22 protein-coding genes, 4 tRNA genes and 1 pseudogene are annotated in these 23,186 nt (G+C 37.0%); 16 read left to right on the top strand and 11 right to left on the bottom strand.

All coding sequences use genetic code 11. The annotated features are described in order from the left end of the window. Positions 1-108: 108 nt before the first annotated feature. From ACB088_RS03615 to ACB088_RS03650, 8 genes are all read left to right on the top strand, one after another. The gene (locus ACB088_RS03615; RefSeq protein ID WP_092706157.1) at positions 109-1,617 is read left to right on the top strand and encodes a DUF3336 domain-containing protein; all 1,509 of its coding nucleotides are present in this window, start codon (positions 109-111) and stop codon (positions 1,615-1,617) included. After that, positions 1,604-2,407, top strand: coding sequence for a protein kinase (locus tag ACB088_RS03620; RefSeq protein WP_375038032.1), 804 nt, complete (start codon positions 1,604-1,606; stop codon positions 2,405-2,407). Before ACB088_RS03615 ends, ACB088_RS03620 begins: the two co-directional genes overlap by 14 nt. Before the next feature lie 105 nt (positions 2,408-2,512). Beyond that, positions 2,513-2,597 (top strand) — tRNA-Leu (locus ACB088_RS03625). Positions 2,598-2,650: 53 nt separating this feature from the next. Then, positions 2,651-2,724 (top strand) — tRNA-Trp (locus tag ACB088_RS03630). 27 nt (positions 2,725-2,751) lie between these two features. After that, a tRNA-Leu gene (locus tag ACB088_RS03635) sits at positions 2,752-2,836 on the top strand. A gap of 68 nt (positions 2,837-2,904) precedes the next feature. Continuing rightward, positions 2,905-2,978 (top strand) — tRNA-Trp (locus ACB088_RS03640). A gap of 458 nt (positions 2,979-3,436) precedes the next feature. Next, the gene (locus ACB088_RS03645) at positions 3,437-3,646 is read left to right on the top strand and encodes a cold-shock protein (protein ID WP_003650775.1); all 210 of its coding nucleotides are present in this window, start codon (positions 3,437-3,439) and stop codon (positions 3,644-3,646) included. Between the two features lie 441 nt (positions 3,647-4,087). Next, positions 4,088-4,558: an AnBLUF65 family BLUF photoreceptors gene (locus tag ACB088_RS03650; RefSeq protein ID WP_375038033.1), complete on the top strand. Its 471-nt coding sequence runs from the start codon at positions 4,088-4,090 to the stop codon at positions 4,556-4,558. On the opposite strand, the gene ACB088_RS03655 is transcribed toward ACB088_RS03650, so the two are convergent. The 4 genes from ACB088_RS03655 to ACB088_RS03670 all read right to left on the bottom strand — a co-directional run bounded on the left by ACB088_RS03655 (position 4,533) and on the right by ACB088_RS03670 (position 8,211). Continuing rightward, on the bottom strand, positions 4,533-4,880 hold the full coding sequence (locus ACB088_RS03655; protein ID WP_307008849.1) for a hypothetical protein: 348 nt from the start codon (positions 4,878-4,880) through the stop codon (positions 4,533-4,535). The two genes, ACB088_RS03650 and ACB088_RS03655, sit on opposite strands and share 26 nt — an antisense overlap. A 534-nt stretch (positions 4,881-5,414) precedes the next feature. After that, entirely contained in the window at positions 5,415-6,020 is a 606-nt protein-coding gene (locus ACB088_RS03660; protein ID WP_375038034.1) for a LysE family translocator, read from the bottom strand. A gap of 50 nt (positions 6,021-6,070) precedes the next feature. Next, positions 6,071-6,904 carry an AraC family transcriptional regulator gene (locus ACB088_RS03665; RefSeq protein WP_375038035.1) on the bottom strand — a complete coding sequence of 278 codons (834 nt, stop codon included), beginning with the start codon at positions 6,902-6,904 and terminating at the stop codon, positions 6,071-6,073. Positions 6,905-7,059: 155 nt separating this feature from the next. Then, positions 7,060-8,211: an alpha/beta fold hydrolase gene (locus ACB088_RS03670; RefSeq protein WP_375038036.1), complete on the bottom strand. Its 1,152-nt coding sequence runs from the start codon at positions 8,209-8,211 to the stop codon at positions 7,060-7,062. A 360-nt stretch (positions 8,212-8,571) separates the two neighbouring features. Between ACB088_RS03670 and gltS the strand changes: the two genes are divergently transcribed. Together gltS and ACB088_RS03680 are read left to right on the top strand one after the other, a co-directional pair. Then, on the top strand, positions 8,572-9,807 hold the full coding sequence (gene gltS, locus ACB088_RS03675; RefSeq protein WP_003650798.1) for a sodium/glutamate symporter: 1,236 nt from the start codon (positions 8,572-8,574) through the stop codon (positions 9,805-9,807). A 113-nt stretch (positions 9,808-9,920) separates the two neighbouring features. Further along, positions 9,921-11,750: a monovalent cation:proton antiporter-2 (CPA2) family protein gene (locus ACB088_RS03680; protein WP_375038037.1), complete on the top strand. Its 1,830-nt coding sequence runs from the start codon at positions 9,921-9,923 to the stop codon at positions 11,748-11,750. A 125-nt stretch (positions 11,751-11,875) separates the two neighbouring features. Here ACB088_RS03680 and ACB088_RS03685 read toward each other — a convergent pair whose 3' ends face one another. The 4 genes and pseudogenes from ACB088_RS03685 to ACB088_RS03700 all read right to left on the bottom strand — a co-directional run. Beyond that, positions 11,876-12,709, bottom strand: a complete 834-nt coding sequence (locus ACB088_RS03685; protein ID WP_375038038.1) for an SDR family NAD(P)-dependent oxidoreductase — start codon at positions 12,707-12,709, stop codon at positions 11,876-11,878. Positions 12,710-12,759: 50 nt separating this feature from the next. Continuing rightward, positions 12,760-13,137 carry a DoxX-like family protein gene (locus ACB088_RS03690; protein WP_056481081.1) on the bottom strand — a complete coding sequence of 126 codons (378 nt, stop codon included), beginning with the start codon at positions 13,135-13,137 and terminating at the stop codon, positions 12,760-12,762. Between the two features lie 458 nt (positions 13,138-13,595). After that, on the bottom strand, positions 13,596-15,083 hold the full coding sequence (proP, locus tag ACB088_RS03695; RefSeq protein ID WP_004643398.1) for a glycine betaine/L-proline transporter ProP: 1,488 nt from the start codon (positions 15,081-15,083) through the stop codon (positions 13,596-13,598). A 448-nt stretch (positions 15,084-15,531) separates the two neighbouring features. Beyond that, positions 15,532-15,668: pseudogene (locus ACB088_RS03700) on the bottom strand (ADP-ribose pyrophosphatase); the annotation flags it as partial. Positions 15,669-16,314: 646 nt separating this feature from the next. Here ACB088_RS03700 and ACB088_RS03705 point away from each other — a divergent pair. Beyond that, entirely contained in the window at positions 16,315-16,869 is a 555-nt protein-coding gene (locus tag ACB088_RS03705) for a TetR/AcrR family transcriptional regulator (RefSeq protein WP_375038039.1), read from the top strand. 93 nt (positions 16,870-16,962) lie between these two features. Here the strand turns inward: ACB088_RS03705 and ACB088_RS03710 are convergent, their stop codons facing one another. Further along, complete coding sequence (locus ACB088_RS03710) at positions 16,963-17,370, bottom strand: tautomerase family protein (RefSeq protein ID WP_375038040.1); 408 nt, start codon at positions 17,368-17,370, stop codon at positions 16,963-16,965. Continuing rightward, positions 17,361-17,678, bottom strand: coding sequence for a carboxymuconolactone decarboxylase family protein (locus ACB088_RS03715; RefSeq protein ID WP_092706670.1), 318 nt, complete (start codon positions 17,676-17,678; stop codon positions 17,361-17,363). Before ACB088_RS03715 ends, ACB088_RS03710 begins: the two co-directional genes overlap by 10 nt. Positions 17,679-17,771: 93 nt before the next feature. Here ACB088_RS03715 and ACB088_RS03720 point away from each other — a divergent pair, with 93 nt between their 5' ends. The 5 genes from ACB088_RS03720 to ACB088_RS03740 all read left to right on the top strand — a co-directional run bounded on the left by ACB088_RS03720 (position 17,772) and on the right by ACB088_RS03740 (position 22,725). Next, entirely contained in the window at positions 17,772-18,656 is an 885-nt protein-coding gene (locus tag ACB088_RS03720; protein WP_375038041.1) for a LysR substrate-binding domain-containing protein, read from the top strand. 282 nt (positions 18,657-18,938) lie between these two features. After that, on the top strand, positions 18,939-19,547 hold the full coding sequence (locus ACB088_RS03725) for a paraquat-inducible protein A (protein WP_375038042.1): 609 nt from the start codon (positions 18,939-18,941) through the stop codon (positions 19,545-19,547). Further along, complete coding sequence (locus tag ACB088_RS03730) at positions 19,544-20,353, top strand: paraquat-inducible protein A (RefSeq protein WP_375038043.1); 810 nt, start codon at positions 19,544-19,546, stop codon at positions 20,351-20,353. The genes ACB088_RS03725 and ACB088_RS03730 overlap by 4 nt, the downstream gene beginning before the upstream one ends. A gap of 7 nt (positions 20,354-20,360) precedes the next feature. Continuing rightward, positions 20,361-22,028: an intermembrane transport protein PqiB gene (locus ACB088_RS03735; protein WP_375038044.1), complete on the top strand. Its 1,668-nt coding sequence runs from the start codon at positions 20,361-20,363 to the stop codon at positions 22,026-22,028. Continuing rightward, positions 22,018-22,725 carry a membrane integrity-associated transporter subunit PqiC gene (locus ACB088_RS03740; protein ID WP_375038045.1) on the top strand — a complete coding sequence of 236 codons (708 nt, stop codon included), beginning with the start codon at positions 22,018-22,020 and terminating at the stop codon, positions 22,723-22,725. The genes ACB088_RS03735 and ACB088_RS03740 overlap by 11 nt, the downstream gene beginning before the upstream one ends. A gap of 59 nt (positions 22,726-22,784) precedes the next feature. Here ACB088_RS03740 and uraH read toward each other — a convergent pair whose 3' ends face one another. Further along, positions 22,785-23,186: a hydroxyisourate hydrolase gene (uraH, locus tag ACB088_RS03745; RefSeq protein ID WP_000167347.1), complete on the bottom strand. Its 402-nt coding sequence runs from the start codon at positions 23,184-23,186 to the stop codon at positions 22,785-22,787.

Below are 23,186 nucleotides of genomic sequence, written 5' to 3' on the forward strand. Positions count from 1 at the left end.
GTTGTTGCTATACAGTTTATCGGTTTTGCAATTGATTGAAATCTTCAGACCGCGCATAGTGTGGTCATGTCTATTTAGTAAAATCATCTGTGAAGATGAGGACGAAATATGTTTGAAAAAATACGAAGTGATATGAATCCGCATCAGGCTTACCGTATCAAAAAATTACAACGTCAATTAGACATGGCTGAATCTTATGAAGAGTGGAAGTCTTTTGCATTAAAACTAGATGAAGAAACAGGGGTGCAAGAGTGGAAGTTCGATAATAGTTCACCTTATTTTGATGCAGAGCTCATTTCTTATCGATATACCTTACTGAAAAGATATCGTCAGCAACATCGAACGCTAGACCTCATTTATTTACTCAAAGAAGGCCTAACCTACGATATTGCAAATATTGGTCACCCAATGCTTTTTGCCGCAACGCATGTGGGCACAAAAAAACTAATTGAAGATTATATTGAAGAAGTTAGCCAAAGCTTGGCCTATATAGCTTCAAGTGAATGTATTACTTTCCAACGCAAAGAAAAAATTGAGTTTTTTGAAAATTGTGAAAAAGCATATGGACAACCGGCCCTTATGTTCTCGGGTGGAGCGACTTTGGGGCTTTTTCACACTGGGGTGTGTAAAGCTTTAATTGAACAAGATCTAATGCCTAAAGTGTTGTCTGGCTCAAGTGCAGGGGCAATTATGACAGGCATGCTCGGAACTTCTGCCAGTGAAGATGTTCAAAATTTATTAAATGGAGAACAATTCTTTAGTGATGCTTTTCATTTTAGAAAACTTCGTGAACTCATTAAAGGAAATGGTGGAATTGCCGATGTGCACTATTTGAAAAAGTTCCTTGTTGAAAATCTGGGTGATCTTACCTTTGAGGAAGCTTTCAAAAAATCTGGTTTAAATATTAATGTTGCGGTTGCACCCTATGATGCAACAGAAAACCCGCGAATTATGAATGCCATTATGACTCCGAACGTTTTGGTATGGAGTGCTGTGTTGGCTTCATGTGCCGTACCTGTGTTATTTCCACCAGTGCGTTTAACCAGTAAACGTTATGACGGTGAACATACCCCTTATATGGCAAATACAAAATGGGTAGATGGCAGTGTAAGAAATGATTTTCCGCAAGAAAGAATGGCGCGTCTATATAATTTAAATTACACCATCGCCAGTCAGGTTAACCCGCATATTGTGCCATTTATGCAAGATGATGCAGACCGCTTTCGTAAAGATGTTTTAAGCTGGCCAGAACGTATTTTAAGACGTCAAGGCAAAGTATTGTCAATGGGAATTATGGACTTTACGCGTCAAAGACTTGGTTCTATTTCTCCGATTAGGAGATTGCTAGATCATGGATATGGCGTAATGGGGCAGCGTTATTATGGCGATGTTAATATTATTGCTAAATATGGCTTGAGTCACTATACCTATACTTTACAAAACCCGCGTCCACATTTGTTTAAACGTTTGCAACGAGAAGGGGAACGCGCAACTTGGCCAAAAATTTCTTCGATTGAGACCCATGCTCGTATTGGCAAGACGATTCAGCATTGTTTAGAAGTTTTGCGTTTTGAAGAAAAGCAACAACAGCCAGAGTCTTACTATGCTGAAGCATGATTTTGCTTCTCATATTGAAAACTTAACATGTGTTACAAAGCCCACAAGTTCAGCTTTAGGACGGCATCTATGGACATGTTCTGTAGATGCTAGAAATTACTGGTTAAAATATCATTTACCTGAAACGCATGTTCAAAGTGAGCAAGATTTCATATATGAACAATGGTTTTACGAAGAAATTAATCACAAGAAACCTGCGTGGCTTTTGCCCCATAAATTAATGGAAGTTAGTACCATTCCTCAATTAAACCATTCTTTAGGTCAGGTTTTAATTTTACCTGATACTGATTTGTGGTTTGGTTCATTGCCTCATGAAACTAATTTAATTGATGTGTATCATACGATTTGGTTCGCACTAGATAAGCTCGCGGAACTTCATAGATTGGGTTGGATTCATGGGGATATTAAGAAAGAGCATTTTCGAAAGTTTGAGCAAAAACCTTACTTGATTGATTTTGAGAAAGCCCGACTTTTGACGAGTTCAGATTCAGTGATGGATGCAACACCACGTTATATGGCACCTGAACTCTATCAAGGTCATCGCAAAAGCCTACAAAGCGATTTATATGCATTTGGAATTGTTTTGTATGAATGGTTAACCCAAACTCGCTTAGAAGCAGGGAGTTACTATGATTGGGCAGTATTGCATTGCCAAAATTTAACCATTCAATTACCAACACAGTTTATGAATTTTTATCTATTACTTTCAGGTTTATTGCAAAAACAACAAAAAAATAGGTTTGCAAACGCGTTTGAAGCGCTGAATTGTTTAAAAGCAGTTTCAATCTGATAAAAATCATTGATCTAGTATCTGTATACAATTTACACGGTCAGTTTTTTTTAGAAAAAAAACACTTGTCACTGTTAGATCTTATCGCTAATATACACAGCCATCGGGGGCGTGGCGAAATTGGTAGACGCACTGGATTTAGGTTCCAGCGCCGCAAGGTGTAAGAGTTCGAGTCTCTTCGCCCCCACCACTTTAAGTTAAATCTTAAAGTTGATTTGGATGTTAAGTCATCTAGATCTTGGAAGAGGATTGGTGTAATGGTAGCATGACGGTCTCCAAAACCGTTCGTCAAGGTTCGAGTCCTTGATCCTCTGCCACATTTATTTTAAATAAATGTCCCAGATGGGGGCGTGGCGAAATTGGTAGACGCACTGGATTTAGGTTCCAGCGCCGCAAGGTGTAAGAGTTCGAGTCTCTTCGCCCCCACCATTAAAGGAAGCAAGACGATGTTCTTGCTTTTTTTATGATTAAATCATTAGCTATTTAATCATAAATATAGAGGATTGGTGTAATGGTAGCATGACGGTCTCCAAAACCGTTCGTCAAGGTTCGAGTCCTTGATCCTCTGCCAATGATTTAAAAATGAAGCTCCTTTTTAGGAGTTTTTTTATTGCCTGAATTTTTAAAGCTCAAATTATTTCAAGTCTTCGTTCATATTTTCATCTGCCGCTTGATAAGTCATAAACAGTTATCTTTCTGTTCCTCGATATTTTAACTAATTAGACGTAAGGTGTTGGTTAAGTAGGGAATATACTAAATTTTTAGTTGCTTTATTAAGTTATTGTTTTTCTGATTTTTATTATAATTTATAAAATTTTTTTCATAAAAAGCTTGAATAGAAATTTATTTCATGTATCATGCTCTTAACTAGAAAAAAGTCTTGTTAGTAAATCTTCTTTAAAGTATCGTAGTTTTAGTCATAATCCTTCGTTTTTTAAGATCTTAACTCAATTTGTTATTCTTTTTTCAAAGTTATGTTAGTGTCATTATTAAATGATACTAAAATATTAGAAATCAGTAGGATATATCATGTCTAATACAGTAAGTGGTACAGTAAAATGGTTTAACGAAACTAAAGGTTTCGGTTTCATTCAACAAGATAATGGTCCAGATGTGTTTGCTCACTTCAAAGAAATTTCTGGCTCAGGTTTCAAAACTTTGCACGAAGGTCAACGTGTAACGTTTACTGTTACTCAAGGGCAAAAAGGCCCAAATGCTGTAAATATTATTCCACAATAATATTTCAGTAAGAAAAAAAGCACTTTTTAGTGCTTTTTTTTATTTTAGTCGTTTAAAAGAAATTCTGTTGTTCTTTTAAATGCTATAAAAGCCCTCTATAAGAGGGCTTTTTATTTTATATCCAGTATGTAAGTCTAATAATATCTCTTATCTCTTATCTCTTATCTCTTATCTCTTATCTCTTATCTCTTATCTCTTATCTCTTATCTCTTATCTCTTATCTCTTATCTCTTATCTCTTATCTCTTATCTCTTATCTCTTATCTCTTATCTCTTATCTCTTATCTCTTATCTCTTATCTCTTATCTCTTATCTCTTATCTCTAAAATCAGCCATTTGTTTAATGCTTAGCATAGGGAAGAAATATAAATTATCAGGAATAGATATATGTTAGATTGAAGAATCTTCAGATAAAGAAATTTTATATTTCACGGAATTGTTAATGAACGTTCGACTGTGTTATGCCAGCCAACGAAACGAAAAAAATGAAGACTTACTGCAAGATTTACGTGATATCTTGACAGAAGCTCGAAATTTCAATGATTTTAATCAAATTTGTGGTGTGCTCTATTATGCTGATAATGCTTTCTTTCAATGCCTAGAAGGTGAAAAAGAGTTAGTGGAAAGATTATTTGAAAAAATTAAAAATGATCAAAGACACTACAATGTTAAATGGCTATGTACATATTCCATTGAGAAGAATTCTTTTCAGCGTTGGTCAATGAAATATGTACAGCGTAATACAAATATTGAATCTTTCTTTTTAAGTATGGGAGAAACTAGTTTTAATCCCATTCGTCTTGATGAGCAGAATTTAAAAAATTTCTTAAATGAATTATTGATTGCTGATCAAACCAAGATGAATACAGTTAAGAAAGTAGGAATGGTTAAGCGTGGGGTGAACCCTTTCTAGTTGTTTGGCTATCACAAATATGGAGGGTCTTGAGTTTAGGAATGATTTTAGTCATAACAAGATAGACAATAATTGAACTTGCGAGCATTGATATCACTTCTAAACTTTGGCTAATAACAAACATTGCCCAGTAAAAAAAGCTAAATAAGGCGAGACATAGTCCGCTACCTTTGAAATACCAAGTAATAAATATTCCAAAAAGTGCAGAAGAGAGCAGAAGGTTGGTTGTTTCGTTCATTCCTAGGTAGTTAAAGAAAATAATCAGTAAGCATAAAGCTAACATTGATAGTAAATATACAAATATATTTTTTGCAATAAACATTTTCTATATCCTATCTGATGACTAAAAGTTATCTTTCCTCTGTTTCCAGAGGAAAGATAGTACATATTAATTTTTTGAGATTCTTTTTCTATTATTAGGAGTTTTTATATTAATAAAGATAATGTTACCGATTCTCCAGATCTCTTCATTAATATTCAGCTTTCTATTTAATAGTAAAGAGTGCTTATATGTACTGAAATTAATTATAGGAAAAACAATTGCTTATGTTGTAGGTTTTGGCTTACATGGTTGTGAGAAATTACCTACGTTTGTTCAAAAAATAGACAAAATTTACAAAATAAGATTTACATGAAATTCATATTTAACAAATGGTTATTTGATTTTTTTGTTGATGTGAGTTTTACATAAATAACAAAAAGTAACATGTGTTTTAGGAGGCATCTTTCTCAAAATAAAAAATATTAGGTCATTAAATGAGTATTCAGTAAAAAAGTTATTTTATGAAATTATAAGAGTACGTAGTTTTTAATATAGAAAATTAATAATAAAAATTTATATGACCTAATTTATACATTAAAAAGTAGATAGGGTTGGCAACCATACAGAGATGAGTAGTGTTAGTGCCATCATTTTATTAAAAGTGTTCATATGCTTTGTTTGTGAAAATAATCGATTACTTAGCCTACCCGCTAAGGCCCACATGTATAGGCAAGGAATAGCTATAACTAAAAAAATGCAGGATAAAATTGAGACATTTATCCAGATATCTTGCCCTTGTTTTGTGTAGACACTAATCACTGCAAAAGCCATCATCCATGTTTTAGGATTAATTGCTTGCATAAAAAAGCCAGCCTTAAAACCTATAGGAGTCTGTTGTTTATCTTGTTCTAAATGAGTAGTGGGGTGATAGCTATATAATTTCCAAGCCAACGAGGTGAGCCAGATTAAACCAATCAATGTCATTATTTTTTGAATAATTGGGTAAGCCAGAAGGGTTGAACCTAGCCCAATGCCAACGATGAGCACAAGTAGAGCAGCCCCGATGCAAGAACCTAAAATGACAGGAAACGTTTTAGAAATTTTATAACGGCTACTTAAACTTAAAATTATAAAATTAGTTGGACCGGGAGTAATTGAGGCAACAATAGCAAATAATGAAAATGCAGTGAGGTTTTCCATCTTGTCTACTTGAGTTAATAGGGAGAGATAAGATGAAATAATTAAGATTTTTAATCTTGAAGATTTGTGCAGATTTTTCTATAGGCAGCAGGTGTTAAACCATAGCAGCGCTTAAACCAGCGACTTAAATGACTTTGGTCAGCAAAGCATAAATCTGAAGCAACCTGTGCGGGAGATATGCTTCTGGCGAGTAAATCACGCGCTCGAGTAAGCCTGAGTTGAATAAGATATTGATGAGGTGCTAAGTGAAAAGTTGCTTTAAAAATGCGGTGAATATGATATCGGTCTAGGCCTGTCATGCGAGCGATGTCTTCAAGACCGATATCTTCAAATAGATGATCATGCAAAATATCTCGGATTTGGTATGCGATTTGAGGCGTGTGAGTAGAAGATGATTGGTGAGCTTTTTTCAACCATTTCCCTTGTGCGATATACTGAATAAGTAGGTCTAGACTATTATCTTTGACAATATTCATTTCTTTATAGTGCAGATGCTGGAATGCTTGAGAAGTAATAATGGCGAGCTGTTCATCTGACTTTAATGGTGCATCAATCACTAACTCGTATTGATCAGGGCTATTATGAAATAAACCTTGGATACGTTGTTTTAACCAGTCTGGATGTAGGTAGAGCATTTGGTAGGTAAAGCCATCAGATGCAGGAGCATGTCCATCATGGATTTCTTCTGGTTCAAGCATAAAGACTTGCCCCGCATGACTATTGATTTGCTTTTTACGACAATGAAATTGTTGAATGCCGGATTCAGTTACACCAATTAAATAGCTCGAATGCCAGTGGGGATCATAAGCATGACCAGTAAAATGGGCACGGATTGTTTCAATACCTGTATTGGTATCTTTTGAAATATCCACCCAGTTACCCATAACAATCCACCCATAAATTTTTAAGTTTAGCCCTTAGAACGGTACAAAAGAGGTGAGTGTAGTTCTAGAAGATTTGTGCAAAATCTTTAAAAATTTAGATGGACTATTCACCAGCGTACAACATCTACGCTGGTTCCCAATATTGTTTAAACGAACTAACCTGAACGCTCAACTAACCAATTACTTATTTCAGGCCAGACCGCTGTAGGTGCTTGGCTTCCGGAAACAACACCCATGTGTCCACCCGGTACGACCTTAAATGTTTTATCTTGGCTGCTAATTAAATCCATGAGTGGCTTAACAGCATCCGCGGTCACAATAATATCAGTACTACCACCCAGTGCTAACACCGAACATTCAATATCTTTTAGATAGGCTGTAAGTTCACCGAATTTCACTACACCGTTGGATAATTCATTATCAATCCAGAAACGAAGGATGATGTCACGCATGACACCGCCTGGATAGGCCAGCATGTTATCGATAAATGAACTAGAAGTTGCGTGGTCAATAATAAATTCTCGGTTATCGAGGTTTTTAAAAAGTTCCCAATACGTTTTTAAATTTCCAATTGGGTCCGTTAATTTAAAACCTAGCGTGTTTTGCCATCCATGAATATGAAACGCTTCACTTGGCACATGGTCGCGAATACGAAACGGCGTATGTTTGCGAACCCATTGTGCAGGTTTGGTTAAGCTGCCATAGAGTTTGCCCATATATCCGGCTTTATGTGTATCGATAGGGGAAGCTAAAATAATTAAGTTTTTAATATCTTTGTCTTTAAATAATGCGGTATAGCAGAGTGAAAGTGCACCACCCAAACTCCAACCGTGTAAAGAAAGCTGTTGCTGACCACTGTGCAAGCGGACCTGCTTTAACATTTCAGGCATAAAGACTTTAATGTAGGTGCCAAAATTGTATTTTGCTTGGTGTCGGGTGGGCACGCCCCAGTCAATTAAATAGACATCAAAACCTTGTGCTAAAAAGAAGCGGACAAAGCTGCGTGTAGGAAACAAATCATAAATGAGCATGTTAACTGCTAGCGGCGGAACGATAACTAACGGTACGCGGTGTTGAGGTGTAGAAGTATTCGTCTCATTTCTATAATGACGTAAGCTAATAATTTCATGCTTATAAATCACGTCAAAGGGCGTTTTTCCTGACAAGGCAATTTGAGGGCCTCTAAAAAATAGATCCGATGCATTGATCAGCATGTGAGGTATTTTTTGACCAGCACGTGTCTGAAGAGATTTTTTAATGGACTGTAGCTGTGGAACGTTCTGTCGAACTTTAAGCAATAAACTCATTGAACATAAAACCTATAAAGATGTTGCCCAGAACAATAACGAGCTGGTCTTTTAAGAATATTAAAGGGAATGAGAGCTAAGTTCAGTGACTTAAAAGACAGGATTTTCTGTTTAAGGTATCAAGGGGTAATTATTTCTAATTAATAACATTTGAAGTTAAATATTTGAAATTAAATAACTAAATTAATTGTATGGTGTAATTTTGTATAAAATATTTAAAAATTTAAGTTTTTCTTAAGAATTGTGAAAATTGATTGCTAGGGTAATTTTGTAAAGTTTATTTGTGTTTTTTTTACATATTAAAAAATAAAATATAATTATTTTACAATCCGTTAGGAATGTAATTAGAAAGTAGTATATATGGAATTTGTTTTTAATGGTTTTTATACACTAATTTCGGCGGTCATCGTTTTATTATTGGGCCGCTTTCTTGTTAATCGAATTGATTTTTTAAAACGCTACAATATTCCCGAACCTGTAGCAGGCGGTTTAGTTGCTGCGGTCGTCTCGCTACTTGTCCATACCATATGGGGATATAGCATTGTTTTTAGTAGCGAATTACAAACCAGCTTTATGCTCGTATTCTTTGCTTCGATTGGTTTAAGTGCCAATTTTATGAAGCTTAAAGAAGGCGGTATGGCTTTGGTTATCTTCTTAGTCTGCGTAGCGTCTTTCATTGTTGTGCAAAATGCGGTAGGCATGAGTCTTGCGACGTTACTTGGTCTTGATCCACTCATTGGCTTAATTGCGGGTTCAATTACCTTAACAGGTGGTCATGGTACAGCCGGAGCTTGGGGTGAAATTTTAGAAACTCAGCATGGTATTCAGGGTGCTCTCGCTTTAGGAATGGCGAGTGCGACTTTTGGTTTAATTATTGGTGGTGTGATTGGTGGCCCATTAGCAAAATTGCTTATCAATCGTTATAGCCTTGCTCAACCAAAAACTAATGCTGAAATCCAACAGCGTGATGGTCATGTTGAACAAAATTCTGATGACCTTGCGCCATTTGAAAACCCTCATCAAGTTCGTTTAATTACTGCTGACAATGCAATTACCACGCTAGGTATGTTCGCAGCGTGTTTGGCATTTGCTGAATTTATGACTGGCTTTAGTAAGGGAACTTGGTTTGAGTTACCAACCTTCGTTTGGGCACTGGGTGGCGGTGTAATTTTAAGAAACATTTTAGAAAGCGTCTTAAAAATTGATATTTTTGACCGCGCGATTGATGTTTTTGGTAATGCATCATTATCACTTTATTTAGCAATGGCATTGCTTTCATTAAAGCTTTGGCAGCTTGCAGATTTGGCTGGGCCGCTTGTCGTAATTTTAGGTGCCCAAACCATTACGATGGCGTTATATGCTGCTTTTGTGACCTTCCGTGTTATGGGTAAAAACTATGATGCAGCGGTCTTGTCAGCAGGGCATTGTGGCTTCGGTATGGGTGCAACACCAACAGCAGTTGCTAATATGCAGGCGATTACGAACATGTATGGTCCATCGCATAAGGCATTTTTAATTGTTCCGCTTTGTGGCGCATTCTTTGTCGATTTAATTAATGCAACGGTTATTCAGCTGATGTTGAAATTTGTTGTTTAATCAAAAAAAGCCCGTAAGGGCTTTTTTTATGGATTCTTTTTCTCACAACTAATAATCGCCCTTAAACATAGTTTCACATAGAATAAATTGCAGATAAATAAAATGAGAAATGTATGAGCGCAGAAGCACATTCAATTAGCTTAGTTGCCCCTGTGGTTTTATTGGCAGCGGCTGTAATTGCAGTCCCTATTTTTAAACGTATTGGTTTAGGTTCGGTATTAGGTTATTTAATTGCAGGTCTGATTATTGGCCCATTCGGTTTCGCTTTTTTCCAAGATTCCACCGCAATTTTACATATTGCCGAGTTAGGCATTGTGATGTACCTATTTTTGATTGGTTTGGAAATGCAGCCGTCACATTTATGGAGCCTTAGACGCGAGATTTTTGGCCTTGGCACACTACAGATCATCATTTGTGCACTGGCTTTGACGGGCGTCGGGTTGCTATTTGGTTTTACGTGGCAAGTTGCTTTTATTGGTGCAGCAGGGTTTGTATTAACGTCGACTGCTATTGTGATGCAGCTATTGGGCGATCGCGGTGACTTGACCCAGCCTCGTGGGCAAAAAATTGTAGCCATCTTATTATTTGAAGATTTACTGATTGTACCATTGCTCGCTATTGTTGCTTTTATGGCACCGAATCATGTGGTCGAAAGCACATCTGTACGTTTAGAAAATATAGGCATTGGTTTAATCGCAATTGCAGGTCTTATTGCGGCAGGTTATTGGTTACTTAACCCATTATTTAGACTCTTGGCTGCTGCTAAAGCGCGAGAAGTCATGACTGCTGCCGCCTTATTGGTTGTATTGGGTGCTGCGCTGCTCATGCAAGTCAGCGGTTTGTCCATGGCGATGGGTGCTTTCTTAGCTGGTGTGCTTTTATCTGAATCAACTTTTAGACATCAAATTGAAGCTGATATTGAACCATTCCGAGGAATCTTGCTGGGTCTCTTTTTCCTTGGGGTCGGCATGTCATTGGATTTATCAGTGGTTGCTCAAAACTGGCAGCTCATTGTCAGTGGCGTAATTGCGCTGATGCTTGCCAAAGCGCTCATGATTTATATTGTCGCTCGAATAACGAAAAGCCCTCATACTGAAGCGTTGGACCGTGCCTTACTCATGGCTCAGGGCGGAGAGTTTGCCTTTGTACTTTTCTCTGCTGCGTTAAGTGCACAAGTTATTGACGGTACAATTAAATCTAATCTTACCGCTATTGTTGTGCTTTCAATGGTGTTGACTCCAATTGTAGGTATTATTTTTAAACGGTTTACTCAATTTAAAGCGAATGTTTCATTAGAAAACGTCAATATTGCCGAGGGTTTAAGCGGTAGCGTTTTAATGATTGGATTTGGACGCTTTGGACAGGTCACCAGTCAATTATTATTGGCAAGAGGCGTAGATGTCACCATTATTGATAATAATACGGACATGATTCAAAACGCGGAAAAATTTGGGTTTAAAATTTATTATGGGGATGGTTGTCGCTTAGATATTTTACATGCTTCTGGTGCTGCAACAGCACAAGCGATTGTGGTGTGTGTAGACAGTAAAGAGACAACCAATAGAATTGTAGAACTCGTCACACATGAATTTCCTTTAGCGAAATTATTAGTCCGTTCATATGACCGCGAGCACTCACTGCATTTAGTCAAACAAAAAGTAGACTTTATGATCCGTGAAACGTTTGAATCTGCGATTAAGTTTGGGGGAGTTATTTTACAAGAACTTGGTGTGGATGAAGATGAAGTAGAAAGAATTACTGAGGAAATTCGAGATCTTGATAATGAGCGCTTTGAAACTGAAATCGCAGCAGATGACGTAAATGCGGGAGCTGGTATGCAATATACACATACTCATCATCCACGACCAACAGCACCATTGATTCGACCAAAACGGGAAGGGCGGATTTTAAATAAAGAAGGTAACTCAGATAACGATTCTTGATGAGTATAAAGATCAGTAAAAGCGCTCTTTAGAAGAACTTTTACTGAACAATAAACCTGATGCGCCTGCTAATCAAACCATCTTAATTGAGTGAGATTAGATTTTTAGTCACATTATAAGCCCGACTACAAATGCTCTAAGGCTGTGCCTTTAACTGGGTTTCTGCGCCAGTAATAAGGCTGCAAAAATCTAAGAAAAAGCTTCCACGGCGTGATCCAAGCGATGCGTCGGTTGGCTTTTTTATTTTCAATAATTTGCTTTGCTAAATATGCACAAACGACTTCTGGCGGATCAATCACAAAGAAAAATAACCGTTTCATCTTTTTCCAGTTTTGGATGTTGCCATTGGTCCAAGAAGAAACTAATAAGTCGGTTGCAACCATGCCTGGGCTGAGTGTGCCAGTTAAAATAGCTGTCGATTTTGTTTCTTTATAAAGTGCTTTACTGAAATAACTTACGGCCCGTTTTGTAGTTGCATAAGGCGTCATGCCTGCACTCCATTCGCCGTTGCTTCCCCAACCTTCCATATTAAAGATTTGACCATAACCTTGTTTAAGCATTCCCTTTAAAGCCACTTGTGAACCCAACATCGTGCCTAGAATATTGGTTGAAACAGCGGCGTTTAATTCATCAGGTTGGAGGTCAACGAAGTCTTTGGTTGGGTGGCAGCTTCCTGCGTTATTAATCCACACATTGACTTGCCCAAAGCGCTCAATTGCACCATCCCATAGGGTTTGCACATCAGACACTTGAGTCACATCGCAACACAGGCCAATGAATTTTTCTTTATTGAAATGAGTTTCTAAATGAGAAAGAGCCTGCTTAAGATGCTCTTGGTTTCGTCCAGCAATGACAACAGAACATCCAAGATCTAAAAAAGCATGGGCAAGGGCTAAACCAATACCTTTAGTACTGCCTGTAATGACCACATTGCAAACTTCAGTTTTGGGTAAACTCATTGCACTCTCTATATAAAATCTTTAAAAATAGTTACATGAATGGTTGTAAGTTAATTTTGCTCACTTAATAAGATGAGATAGACAATAGATAAACTTATCATTGAAAGATTCATTACGATAGGGTTGTAGGGCAAGATCAGGGTAGAGGGTATTAAAAAACCAATTAAAAGAAGCAGCCCAAGCAAACCTAAAATGCTTAAATAATGAATATATTTATGTGCAGTAAAGAGAAAACATAAACCAAAAATCATTTCAGCTATTCCACTTGCATGGCCTGCAAGTTTTGCATGTTCAAGTGATAGTCCTAGCCATTGCCATACAAAAATTTCATCAGAATTAAGAAATAGAAATTTTGGAACTAGACCTTGATAAAACCATAAAAAGACTAGCACAAGGTTTATAAATTTGAAGATATTAATATTTTTCATGAAAAGTACTTTAAGAATTTAAAATTTTCTTTAGATTAGGTTTGGCCTATTATCTTTGGGTTCATTTGTTTCTTCAAGAGATGAGATATAGAAGGAATATAATTTCTAAATATTTTAAAAAGATATTCGCTTAATTTCTGATATTTTATACAGATCTGGAGATAAAAATTAGCTATTAAATTAATAGGATAAAGTATGTTAGTTATGCTTGATAAGCAACAACCTAAACATGCGTTGATTAGCATATACACATACATCCCTTTTTCTATGGAGTTTTCTGAAAATGGATTGGCTGATATATACTGGAGATGAGAAATGGAAAAACTTGTTTATTCTAAGTTAATTATTTTTTAATTAAACTTAACACCTATTATTCTTAACTATCAAATTAAATGAAAAACATATTAAAAAAATAGCGACATTAAAGTCGCTACTTTTATGAAAGAATTTTGCTTCAATCAGGCTATATCAGGGTGTTTATCTGCAAGCTTTTGACGTTTTTGCTGAAGCTCTTCAATTCTCTGATCAATATTTTCAATTTTTTGCTCAATAGTTTCATGAAATTCTTCAAGTAACTCCTGCGCTTCCTCTATATTATGGGCAATAGGCACGCCACCAATTAAAGGCTTATTGGCTGTTTCCTTCAAATATATTGCAGTAGCAATACCCACCACACCACAAATCATCAAGTAATAGGCTGGAACCATCAGATTATGGGTAGTTTCAACCAGAGTTGCGGTAATAGTTGGGGTTAAACCAGCAATAACGACTGAGAAATTAAAGGCAATACCTAAAGCGCTATAACGGATTTCAGTTGGAAATAGGGCGGGTAAAGTTGATGCCATCACTCCGATAGACATATTGAGGGATAAAGCAAGAATAAGTAAGCCTATAAAAATTTGATAACTTACCCCAGAGTTAAGTAATACAAAAGCAGGATATGCCAAGAAAACAAGGGAAAAGCTTCCAATAAAAATAAATGGGCGGCGACCAAACTTATCACTCAAATAACCAATCACGGGTTGTACAAATAACATCCCAACCATAACGGCAATGATAATAAGTGCACCATGTGCTTCTGAATAGCCTAAGTTATGCGAAAAATAGCTTGGTAAATAAGTTAGCAACATGTAGTAAGTGACGTTAGTGCTGATTACTAGACCAATGCACACCAATAAACTACGCTTATGTTTAACAAAAATTTCTTTGAAACTAAATTTTTGAGGTTTGCTTTTTAGTGCTTGTTGCTCTGCATGCTGTTGATACACAGGGGTTTCTTCAAGGCGGTTTCGTAAATATAAACCGATTATGCCCAGTGGTAGAGCAAGAAAGAAGGGAATACGCCAACCCCACTCGGCAAAGCTTGCTTCCCCCACGGCGTGTGTGATCAAAGCGACGGTTGCAGCACCAAGTACAAAGCCCGCTATCGATCCAAAATCAAGCCAGCTTCCCATAAAACCACGTTTTCGGTCTGGAGAATATTCAGCCACAAAAATCGCAGCACCTGAGTATTCACCACCAATGGAGAAGCCTTGTACAATTTTTACAATGAGTAAAAGAATAGGTGCCCATAAACCGATTGTTTCATAAGATGGAATAAGGCCAATACCAAAGGTACTGATGGACATAATAATGATAGTAATGGCAAGAACTTTTTGACGCCCGTATTTATCACCTAAATGTCCAAAGTAAACACCACCTAATGGGCGAAAAATAAAAGGAACTGAAAATGTAGCAAGTGCAGCAATCATTTGCACGCTTGGTGAAGCATTTGGGAAAAATACTTTACCGAGAACGTATGCCACATAACCATAAACACCGAAATCAAACCACTCAATTGCATTACCTAATGCAGCTGCAGTAATCGCTTTTTTGGTTTTTTCGTTCTCGATGATATTGATATCATCAATCTCAATAGGTTTTACTTGTTTTTCAGATGTGCGCATATTTAGCCTAAGAATTGAATCTCAGTATTTAAAGTGAACATATACGGTTTTAAATACTGAATTAAAAAATTGCAGAATAAAGAGGCAGAATAACGATGAGTTATTCAAGAAAAGGAAATTAAGAGGTGTCCTCTTAATGATCCATAAGATAGCAAAATATTTTTAATTGTTTGTTTATGTTAAGGTTTTAAATTGTGAAGAAATTGTATGGATAAAGTTACATAACTTTACTTAGTGGTAAAACTGAATTATAGGGTAAAATTTTTATAGAAAAATTGATAAAAGACATGATATTAGCGTAAAAGTTAAGCGCTATTTTTTTGAATTTAAGAGAGCAAATTTTTTACTTTTCATATACAAAATCTCAACTTGCCTTTAATTTGCACCATAATTTCAATGTTGGGGCAACACTCCAAATATAATGAAGTGGATTTATATTAGGTTTTGATTAATCGAACTTCTTTGCTTCTGGGATTAACTCTAAATAATCAAAAAATTGTTGTATCTGTTCTTCAGTTTCCCGCGCTGTAAAAATAGGAATAATTCATCTTTATCAAGGTAACCGACCTCGGGTGTTTCAATACTTATGTAACGATTGATAAGTATTTTATAAACCTAATTTAACAATAAGTTATTCATTATTTATCCTTACTTTTTAATGATCTATTTTAAAACAAATGTCATTTTGCATGCTTGACTGTAATAGGGTAGAGCACTATCCTTTGCCTGCTGACCTACATTGTCAGCCGGCTTTGACAGGCTGATTTAGACTGCATCAGAATTATTCCTTCTGAGGAATAGTTTTGTGTGTAAGCTCCTCGTCTCCTCCCGTTGCGGTAGGACGGGAGAGGGACACCCTCGGGTGTGCTGGCGTCTAACCAGTCTGTCAACCTTCTCTCGTTCTGCCACCATAATTATTTGACAGTAATTCGGTAGAACTTCTTTAGACATGAGGAGTCCTCTATGCATACTAATTCTTCTTATTCTTTGGCCTTTGCCAAGCTCTTTCTATCCATACCGCTCAACTGGTCTTTAAAACGGTTTAAACATTTATAGGTTTAGCCTTTAGATCGTTACGACTAAAAAATCATAGCAACAATAAAGCTTGAGATAGGTTAGCGCATCCTTTTTGTGCAGCTTTCGCATGCCTGTTTTTAGCACTCATTTTAAGAGTGAAGGCCTTTCTATCTCTTTTATATACAACAAAAAATTATCTTTGAGCAGAATGTTTATGCCAAATTTAGAAAATTCATTTAGAGCATTAAGAGTGCTCCACGCGGCAAGAGATCTATTTAATCAACATGGTTTTCATAATGTAGGTGTCGACCGAATTATTGCTGAAGCTAGAATTTCCAAATCCACTTTTTATAATGATTTTCACTCCAAAGAAAAGCTCATCGAGATGAGCCTAACTTTTCAAAAAGATGCATTAAAAGACGAAGTGTTTTCAATTATCCATTCATATCGTGAACTCATGCTGTTCGATAAGCTTAAGAAAATTTTCTATTTACATGCAGATTTAGAGGGCTTTTACCATTTGCCATTTAAAGCAATTTTTGAAATTGAAAAGCTTTATCCAACCGCCTATAAGGTCGTAATTGACTATCGAAATTGGTTCATTGATGAAATCTATAAACTACTTTTAACGCTAAAAGTTACAGCTTCAATTGAAGATGCTCACCTGTTTTTATTTGTGATTGATGGCGCTATGGTTCAGCTTTTAGGGGAAAATCAGGTAGATGAAAGAGATAGATTATTAAATTATTTTTTGACTATGGTTAATTAAGAATCGGCGAATGAAAAGCTCCTTATTTGAGGAGCTTTTTTTAGATCTGAATTTAAATATCTCACTAAAATAATGTATTGGGCTTGTATTTATTTATGGTGAATTCAAGCTTTTCAAATAAAGATCGGCGCGTTGTGCATGACCAAAGCACCAATCTTCCGCGCTATTTTGCACAATCACAAACATGACATCTTGTTCTGGAACATCAAAATTCTGTTTAAGCTGTGCTGTAACATGCAGCATTAAATCTGATTTTTGTTGCGCCGTTCGGGGCTTGCCTGAGGTGATATAAAGTAAGATAAATTTTTCAGTACGTGCGGTTTTAACCCAATAATCAGCGTCAACAAAAACCTGTCCTTGTGGTATTTGCTCAAAAATATGAAAACAATCATTTTTGGGTGTATCGAAATAGTTTTCCATACAAGTTTGCACAACTTTAGATATTTGCGCTTTTTCTAAATCGGTATATGGATAGCTGGTTGTAAAACGAATCATGGGCATGACCATATCTCCTCTGGCATATGTTCAAGTGCTGAAATAGCGGTGGGTAGTCCTGCATAGAAAGCAAGATGGGTAGTAACCTCAATAATTTGTTCCTTAGAGATACCTTGGCTTAGGGCATTTTTGATATGCCATTCGAGCTGTGAATAGCGACCCTGCAAAATAAGCGCCGAGATTGTAATGAAACAGCGTGTTTGAGTATCAAGGATTGGTCTTTGCCAGATATCTGCAAACAAATAATCCTTACCGAGCTCATAAAGTTTGGGAGCGACACTTTCTAAATTGTTGATATCAATTTTTCTAAACATCTTAAAACTCTGCGTTGGGGGATGTTGTAGCGACTATGGCAGTTTGTTATATTTTAAAAAATCAAAACTTTTTGAACCTATAGTTCAGTTTTTATGAATGATTGTGTGAAAGTACCCACCAACCTTGATTTAGATGCCTTACGAGCATTTGTAAAAGGGATAGAGCTAGGCAGTTTTTATTTGGCTGCTCAAAACTTATGTCGTTCTCCGGCTGCGATTAGTGCTCAATTAAAAAAATTAGAGCAGCAGACTGGCTGCCAATTATTAAGAAAAAACGGAAGATTGTTAGAGTTAACACCGAGCGGTGAATTATTATTTAGTCATGCAAAAAGTGTGTTGGCTATGAATGATAGGGTACTTTTACAACTTCACCAGACTCAAGCGACAGGGGTTATTCGCTTTGGATTACAAGAAGATTTTGCTGAAGGTACGCTACAACAATTAATTGCCCAGTTCATGTTGCAATATCCTAAAGTACAGTTTCAAATTCAGGTCGATCGAAATCTTAATTTATTAGAAAAAGTACAAAAACAAGAGCTGGATTTGGCACTCATCTGGCAACAAGATGAAGCCCGTGAAAATTTTTATGAGTTGCAGAATGTAGAAACAGAGTGGTTATTTTGTTCTCATCCACACATCCAGCAGACTCTTGAAACTGGATCTTCGATTCCATTGGTTGTATTACAGCAACCGTGTATTTTAAGGCAAATGGCAATTCAGGCGCTTGAAGAGAAGGACTTGGAATGGCACATTGCCTATGAGTGCAATTCTGTTCAAGCTTTGTGGCCTGCGGTACGTGCAGGCATTGGAATCAGTTTAAGATCTTTATTTCAAATACCTTCAGATATCAAGATTTTAAAAAGTGCTGAATTGCCTCTACTTAGATCTTTATCGTTTGGGCTTTATTCCAGTTCAAAATTAGAATCTGGTTATATTGTTCAGCAATTTCAAAAATATATTGAACAGCATCTTCAATAGTTTTTCTGTCTAAAAAGTTGAATTTAATTAGATAGTCTTTGGTTTAATTTATATTTTCATTTAACTTAGTAGCAAAGAGGTTCTCTATAAATTATTTTGGGTGGCAGTAAAATAATCAAAATTTTCATTTCTCTTCTATCTTTCTTAACTTGAATGTTGATATACCAATGCTATAAGTTAAATTTTTGGAATGATATTTGCTGCGTGTTAGGAGTCATTGTTTTTAGGTAAAACACGTTCGTTGAAGAATGTAATACAAACTATAAATTTCAGAGTATCACTATGAAGCTTAAAGAATTAGCAGGTTGTGAGGAGTGCGATACAGTCTATCGTAGAGCTCCGCTTGCTTATGGAAAAAGAGCTTATTGTGTTTGCTGTGGCGCAGAACTCTATCGGCATACCAAGCCATTTACCACGTTGTTAGCTTTGATTTTAACGGCCATAATTGTATTTATTCTTGCCAATAGCTTTCCCATTGTAAAAATTGAACTGCAAGGAAACACATCTGAGACTACTTTACTGGGGGCAGTCTGGGTGATGTTTCATTATGATCGGGCTTTCGTTGGTGTACTCATCTTAATTACCACTTTTATTGTGCCGCTTTCCTATCTTTTATTACTTACCTATGTGCTCGGTACAGTGAGTGTATTGAAAAAGAGGCCAACGTTTTTGGTGATTGCCTTACGGACACTTTTCTTTATGAGAGTGTGGGGAATGGTTGAGGTGTTCTTAATCGGAATTTTGGTCACGCTTGTAAAGTTAGTTGGAATGGTCTTAGTGATTCCCGAGATTGCTTTATGGGCATTCGCAGTCTTAAGTATATTGTTGGTTTATATTACTTCAATAAAAGTGAGTGATATATGGAACGAAATTGATAGGTCACTCCCATGAAAACGATAAAAAATGTGACCTCAGAAAAAACCGTAAAGACTGGTGTGAACTTGACTCAATATCCACGAGCCAAAGATCTCTCATTAATTGTGTGTCATTGCTGTGGAGTCGTAAATTCTTCTCAAAATAAAAAAAGACGACGAGATAAAAGCCATCAAGTTTTACATTGTATTAGATGTAATAGCGTGCTGCATTCACGTAAACCAGCGAGTTTAAATCGAACCTTTGCCTTAGTCGTGGCTGCGACAATCCTTTATATTCCGGCCAATGTACTTCCAATGACAGTGACTGACTCACTTTTAGGTAGCCAGCAAGATACGATCATGAGTGGGGTAATTTACTTTTGGCAAAGTGGAGACTATTTGGTTTCAGTCGTCATTTTTATGGCCAGTATTTTTATTCCGATGCTGAAACTGCTGATTTTGTATTTTTTATTATTTGCGGTATATCTACAGTCTTCAGCCGGTTGGAAGTTTGTACCAGAGCAATGCGTTAAATTATATCGAATTGTCGAGTTTATTGGGCGCTGGTCAATGATTGATGTTTTTGTGGTGGCACTTTTAACAGCCCTCATTCAGATTCAATCGCTTGCTACAATTTTAGCAGGGCCGGGTTCGATCGCTTTTGGCGCGGTTGTGGTGTTAACCATGTTCGCATCACTTAGTTTTGACCCACGTATTATTTGGGATAACTTCTATGCATCTCAAAATACAAACAAACCGTCTTCTGTTGCTTCTGAAAAAACAACAATTATTCAGGCAGAACATTCGCCTTTGAATAATGATTCTATTAATCCCAGTCAATAAAAGAACAATGAGTATGTCTGAAAATGAAATAACCACTGGTAACTCAGATCATCGTGATACAGATGTTGAACTGGATAGCATGAATGATTTACCAGAACCCCAAGAAAAGAAAAGTCGGTGGAAGCCTTTATTAATCTGGCTTATTCCATTAATTGCTCTTCTAATCGCGCTTTCATTAGCTGTAAAAGCGTTACTGTCTCATGGCCCTACAATTGATGTGTCTTTTAGAACGGCCGAGGGTTTAGTCGCTGGCAAAACTACAGTCCGTTATAAACAGGTGGATATTGGTGTAGTACGGCAGATTGATCTTTCAGATGACCGTTCACACGTTATTGCCAGAATTGATTTGCGTAAAGGTGCGAGTAACTTTGCTGCTAAAGATTCACGGTTTTGGGTCGTGCGACCACGTATTGGGACGGGTGGAGTTTCTGGAATAGACACCTTATTGTCAGGTTCATATATTGAAGTGGATGGCGGAAAATCAGAAGAGGATAAGTTTGAATTTACTGGTTTAGAAGTACCACCAGTCATATCTTCAGATGTTCCCGGAAAAGTATTTTTCTTAAATGCAGATGATCTTGGTTCGTTAGATATAGGTTCTCCAATTTATTATCGTCGAATTAATGTAGGGCAAATTACAGCCTATAAATTGTCCGATGACGGTAAAAATGTTGAACTACAAACATTTATACGCGCGCCGTATGACAAGTTTGTAACCACCGATGCACGTTTTTGGCAGGCGAGTGGAATTGATGTGACCTTAAATGCTTCAGGCTTTAATTTAGATACTCAATCGCTGGCAAGTATTGTCGCAGGGGGGATTGCTTTTGGCTTCCCTGAAAGCTCGCACGCGACTACAGCCGCTAACAATAGTCGTTTTAATCTTTGGGACTCAAAAGGTGAAGCATTAAAAGAACCTGATGGTCAACCACGTGGCGTGATTATGTATTTTGATCATTCATTACGCGGGCTTACTGTCGGTGCTCCGATTGATTTCATGGGCATTGAAATTGGTAATGTTAAATCAATAAATGCCGAGTTTTATGACCACTACAAACAGATTCGTATGCGTGTTGAGGCGGTCATCTATCCTTCACGAGTTGAAAATGGTCAGGCACTTAATCCGAACAGTGAAATTTTCAAAGATTTTATTGAACATGGTTGGCGTGCTCAAATGAGAACCGGAAACCTTCTAACGGGACAAAACTATATTGCTCTAGACAAGTTCCCTAAAGCTAAACCAGCTACATTACAAATCTTGAGTGATGACCGTGTGGTGATTCCGACCACACCAACTGAACTGAGCGGTTTACAAGCACAAGTTTCTCAGATTGCTGACAAGTTAACGAAATTCCCGTTAGTTGAAATTGGGCAAGATGTGCGTAAAACACTTAACAATATGAACACAGCCATTGAGTCTACCGACAAGCTGGTTAAACAGTTAGATGGTAAAGTTGCACCTGGTTTACAAGCAACCTTAGATGATGTTCGTAAAACTGTAAGGTCATCTGAGTCTATTTTGTCGAGCGATGCGCCATTGCAACAAGACGTACGTAAAGCATTACAGCAAATGACCCGTGCCGCTGCCTCTTTACAGTTAATGTCAGACTATATTGAACAACATCCTGAATCAATTATTCGTGGTAAGACCCCAGAGGCCGATGATGAAAAATAAAAACAATCGATCTTTTCAACATCCTAAAGCAGTCAAATGGCTGCTTGGGAGTGGCTTGTTTTTAACGGCAGTTGCCATGACCGCATGTTCGAGTTCACCAACGCCAAACTACTATACGCTTACACCTAAAGTCACTCCGGTCACCAGCTCAACTGTGCAGGTGATTGAGGTCTTGCCAGTCGGGATTCCAGACCGATTAGACCGTGCGCCTTTGGTGCTACAAGACAGTAGTGGTAAGTCTACGGTGTTAAACAATGAACGCTGGACATCGACCATGGGTACGCAATTACGCGATACCTTGTCTGCGGGTTTACAACAAAAGCTAGGCGCAATTGACAGTTATAGCAGTGGGCTTGCTGGAAACAATCAGCCTTTATATCGAGTTTCTACAGACTTTTCTCATTTTGATATTGTAGATCACAGCAATATTAATATTGCTGTGTCTTGGGTGGTGAAGCGTCAAATACCACCCACTCAATTAGAGTCAGCTAATGCAAAAGTAATCACTAATAGAGGATCTCAGCTGAATTGCAGAATTGCTTTTAAGCAACCAATTGATCAAAAAGCTAAAAAAATGGAAGCAATTGTGAGTGCGTCAAGTGAGGCGATGACTCAAATTATTAATACGGTTTCTTCTTCAATTGTGGCGCTCGATTCAAACAAAAAATCGGTGATTAGCAATGGGGTTTGTTCGTAAACCAAATCGCTTTGAATTAACCCCTTTATTTGTGCAAAACAGATAAAGGGGTTTTATTTTTAGTTGCCTCGATAGGTTGAGTAACCATAAGGGCTGAGTAATAAAGGAATATGGTAGTGATTTACGCTTCCATCCACTTTAAAAATAACGGGTACTTCGGCAAAAAAAGTTTGTTGTTTGTTCTTTTTGAACCAGTCTTCGGTTTTAAAGGTAACTTTATAAACACCTTGCTCTAGTTTTTTATTTTCTGGATAGAGCGCAGTAATACGACCATTTGAATCGGTCACTTGCTGGTTGAGTTTCACCCACTGGTTATTGGTGTTTTTTTCTAAAACAACTTCAACCTGTGAAGAGGGCAAACCCGTTTCTAGATTTAACACATGCACACTCAGCGGATTAGTTTGTGCAAATGTAGCTGAAGCTATAAATAACGAAGATAAAGCAATAAATGATTTAGTCAT

Origin of the sequence: Acinetobacter sp. RW6 (genome assembly GCF_041956835.1) — a bacterium.
GTDB lineage: Bacteria > Pseudomonadota > Gammaproteobacteria > Pseudomonadales > Moraxellaceae > Acinetobacter > Acinetobacter calcoaceticus.